The following is a 4,149-nucleotide window of genomic DNA, read 5'->3' as shown; positions in this document are numbered from 1 at the left end:
CGCTCCGGCGTCGGAGCCGTGGGTCGCCCCCGACGGCCCGATCGGTCGCATCCCCGTCGTCGACGTCTCCCCCGTCGCCGAGGAGGGCCGCTTCCCGGCGAAGGCGACCGTGGGCGAGGCCGTGCCGATCCGCGCGACGGTGTTCCGCGAGGGCCACGACGCGGTCGCGGCGACGGCGATCCTGGTCGACCCCGACGGCGCCGAGCACGCGCGTGCCCCGATGGTCGACATCGCGCCCGGCCTCGACCGCTTCGAGGCGCGCCTGGTCCCGCACCGCACGGGCGAGTGGTCGTTCCGCGTCGAGGGCTGGTCCGACCCGTTCGCGACGTGGGCGCACGACGCCACGATCAAGGTCGCGGCGGGCATCGACGTCGAGCTCATGCTGACGGAGGGTGCACGCCTGCTGGAGCGTGCCGCGGCACGCCCGTCGACGGAGCTGCCCGAGGAGTCCGCGCAGGTCCTGCGCGACGCGGTTGCGGGGCTGCACGACACGACCCGCACGCCGACCGACCGGCTCGCGGCGGGCCTGTCGCACGCCGTGCGCGGCACGCTCGCGGCGCACCCGTTCCGCGAGCTCGTGACGTCGTCGCGCGCGTACCCGCTGCGCGTCGAGCGCCCGCTCGCGCTGGCCGGCGCGTGGTACGAGATCTTCCCGCGCTCGCACGGCGCGACGCAGGACCCGGTCACGGGCGAGTGGCGCTCGGGCACGCTGCGGACGGCGGCGGAGGACCTGCCGCGCATCGCGGGCATGGGCTTCGACGTCGTGTACCTGACGCCGATCCACCCCATCGGCACGACGTACCGCAAGGGCCGCAACAACTCGCTCGACGCGCAGCCGGGCGACCCGGGCTCGCCGTACGCGATCGGCTCGCCCGACGGCGGCCACGACGCGATCGAGCCGAGCCTCGGCACGTTCGACGACTTCGACGCGTTCGTCGCGAGCGCGCGCGAGCTGGGCCTGGAGGTCGCGCTCGACGTCGCGCTGCAGTGCTCGCCGGACCACCCGTGGGTCACGGAGCACCCGGAGTGGTTCACGACGCGCGCGGACGGCTCGATCGCGTACGCGGAGAACCCGCCGAAGAAGTACCAGGACATCTACCCGCTGAACTTCGACAACGACCCCGCGGGCATCTACCGCGAGGTCCGCCGGGTGCTGCAGGTGTGGATCGACCACGGCGTCACGCTGTTCCGCGTCGACAACCCGCACACCAAGCCGCTCGACTTCTGGGCGTGGCTGCTCGCGGACGTGCGCAAGGACCACCCCGAGGTGATCTTCCTGTCGGAGGCTTTCACGCGCCCCGCGATGATGCAGACGCTCGCGAAGATCGGGTTCCACCAGTCGTACACGTACTTCACGTGGCGGAACACCAAGGAGGAGCTCGAGACGTACCTCGCGGAGGTCTCGGGCGAGCAGGGCGCGTGGATGCGGCCGAGCTTCTGGCCGACGACGCACGACATCCTCCCGCCGTACCTGCAGGCGACGGGCGGCCGTGGCTTCGCGGTGCGCGCGGTGCTCGCGGCGACGGGCTCGCCGACGTGGGGCGTCTACTCGGGCTACGAGCTCGTCGAGGACGTGCCGCGTCCGGGCGTGGACGAGCAGATCGACAACGAGAAGTACGAGCTCAAGCCGCGCGACTGGGCGGCGGCGGACGAGCTCGGCATCGCGCTGCTGCTCGGCAACCTCAACGCGATCCGCCGCGCCCATCCCGCGCTCCAGCAGCTGCGCAACTTCGTCGTGCACCCGTCGACGGACGACGCGCTCGTCGCGTACTCGCGCCACCTCGACGCCGCGCACTCCCCGACGGGCCGCGCGGACACCGTCCTCACGATCGTCAACCTCGACACCTGGAACGCGCGCGAGGGCGTCGTGCAGCTGGACCTCGCGTCCCTCGGCCTGCCGACGGACCGCCCGCTGCGCGCGCACGACCTCCTGACCGGCGAGACGTGGGAGTGGGGCGCCGAACCCTGGGTACGCCTCGACCCGGCCGTGCGGCCCGCGCACGTGATCCACCTGGAGGAGGCGTGACGACGCTGCCGCCGGTCCCCGAGGTGCGCCTGCGCGAGCCCGCGCCGAACACGGGGCAGATCATGCTCACCGCCCTGCCGCAGAAGCGGCAGCCGACCGTCCCGGCGGCGTCCGAGGCGCGCCCGGGCCTGTCGGACGACCCGGACTGGTACCGGACGGCGGTCTTCTACGAGGTCATGCTGCGCTGCTTCTCGGACGCGACGGGCCAGGGCAGCGGCGACCTGCGCGGCCTGATCGACCGCCTGGACTACCTGCAGTGGCTCGGCATCGACTGCCTCTGGCTGCCGCCGTTCTACCCGTCGCCGCTGCGCGACGGCGGGTACGACGTGGCGGACTACACGGCGATCGCCGCGCAGTACGGCACGGTCGCGGACTTCCAGGAGCTCATCTCCGAGGCGCACGCGCGCGGCATGCGGCTGGTCATCGACCTGGTGATGAACCACACGAGCGACCAGCACCCGTGGTTCCAGGCGTCGCGCTCGGACCCCGAGGGCCCGTACGGCGACTTCTACGTGTGGAGCGACGACAACACGCGCTACCAGGACGCGCGCATCATCTTCGTCGACACCGAGACGTCGAACTGGACGTTCGACCCCGTGCGCCGGCAGTACTTCTGGCACCGGTTCTTCAGCCACCAGCCGGACCTCAACTTCGAGAACCCGCGGGTGGTCGAGGCGATGATGGACGTCGCCCGGTTCTGGCTGCGGATCGGCGTCGACGGGTTCCGCCTGGACGCGGTGCCCTACCTGTTCGAGGCCGAGGGCACGAACTGCGAGAACCTCCCGGAGACGCACGCGTTCCTGCGCGACGTGCGCCGCATGATCGACGAGGAGTTCCCGGGCCGGATCATGCTGGCCGAGGCGAACCAGTGGCCCGAGGACGTCGTGCACTACTTCGGCACCGAGGAGGAGCCGGAGTGCCACATGTGCTTCCACTTCCCCGTGATGCCGCGCATCTACTACTCGCTGCGCGACCAGCGGGCGACGCCGATCATCGACATCCTGGCCGACACCCCGCCCATCCCGAAGGGCGCGCAGTGGTCGACGTTCCTGCGCAACCACGACGAGCTGACGCTCGAGATGGTGTCGACCGAGGAGCGCGCGTCGATGTACGGCTGGTACGCGCCGGACTCGCGCATGCGCGCCAACGTCGGCATCCGCCGCCGGCTCGCTCCCCTGCTGGACAACTCGCGCAAGGAGATCGAGCTCGCGCACGCGCTCCTGCTCTCGCTGCCGGGCAGCCCCTGCCTGTACTACGGCGACGAGATCGGCATGGGCGACAACATCTGGCTCCCGGACCGCGACGCCGTGCGCACGCCGATGCAGTGGACGCCCGACCGCAACGCGGGCTTCTCGACGGCCGACCCCGGCAAGCTCTACCTGCCGCTGGTCCAGTCGCTGGTGCACCACTACAGCCACACGAACGTCGAGGCGCAGCTCGCGCAGCCGACGTCGCAGCTGCACTGGGTGCGGGGCATGCTCACGGTCCGCCGCCGCTACCCGGCGCTCGGCAAGGGCGACTTCACGGTCGTCCCGTCGGACAACGAGTCGGTCCTGACGTTCCTGCGCGAGACCGAGGACCAGACGATCCTTGTCGTCGCGAACATGGCGTCGACCGCCCGGTCCGCGACGGTGACCATGCCGGACCGCGTCGGCTGGACCATGCGCGACGTCTTCGGCGGCGCGGCCTTCCCGGCCGTGCGCGACGACGGCACCGCGCTGTTCACGCTCGGCTCGCGCGACTTCTACTGGCTCGAGCTCGACCCGCCGTCCGACGACCCCGGCGCTCCCGGTGACGCGCACGCGGGCGACCGTCGCGGCCGTGCGGGGGCGCGATGACGCTCGTCGTCACGCCGCCCGACGCCCTCGACGTCGCGCTGCTGGCCGCGGTCCGCGACTGGCTGCCGGGCCGCCGGTGGTTCCCCGCCAAGGGCACGCAGGCGGAGCTCGCGCTGGTCGGCGGTCTCGCGCTCGCCGACGACGTCCGCGTGCTGCTGGTCCGCGCGAAGGCGGGCTCGATCGACGCGGTCCTGCAGGTGCTGCTGGTCCTCGCGCCGGCGGCGACCGGGGACGACGACGCCGACGTGGCGGGTGCCCCGACGGAGGTCGTCGGCCACGTCGACG

3 protein-coding genes are annotated in these 4,149 nt (G+C 72.4%); all 3 read left to right on the top strand.

What is annotated here, in order from left to right:
* The coding region (locus HGA02_RS12255; protein ID WP_210728497.1) for an alpha-1,4-glucan--maltose-1-phosphate maltosyltransferase at positions 1–2,026 on the top strand (2,026 nt) is incomplete at its 5' end.
* A gap of 62 nt (positions 2,027–2,088) precedes the next feature.
* Positions 2,089–3,864, top strand: coding sequence for a maltose alpha-D-glucosyltransferase (treS, locus tag HGA02_RS12250; protein ID WP_246247727.1), 1,776 nt, complete (start codon positions 2,089–2,091; stop codon positions 3,862–3,864).
* Positions 3,861–4,149 (top strand): maltokinase N-terminal cap-like domain-containing protein (locus tag HGA02_RS12245; RefSeq protein ID WP_425483063.1); only part of this gene is annotated, 289 nt, incomplete at its 3' end. The genes treS and HGA02_RS12245, both read left to right, overlap by 4 nt.

This window comes from Cellulomonas septica (assembly GCF_012396155.1).
GTDB classification, from domain to species: domain Bacteria; phylum Actinomycetota; class Actinomycetes; order Actinomycetales; family Cellulomonadaceae; genus Cellulomonas; species Cellulomonas septica.
The sequence above is the reverse complement of the archived record's forward strand: the minus strand, read 5'-3'. Positions and strand labels throughout refer to the sequence as shown.

What these genes read in the sequence shown, in the direction of transcription:
- treS (WP_246247727.1), top strand. Translation starts at nt 2,089, where the DNA reads ATGCTCACCGCCCTGCCGCAGAAGCGGCAGCCGACCGTCCCGGCGGCG.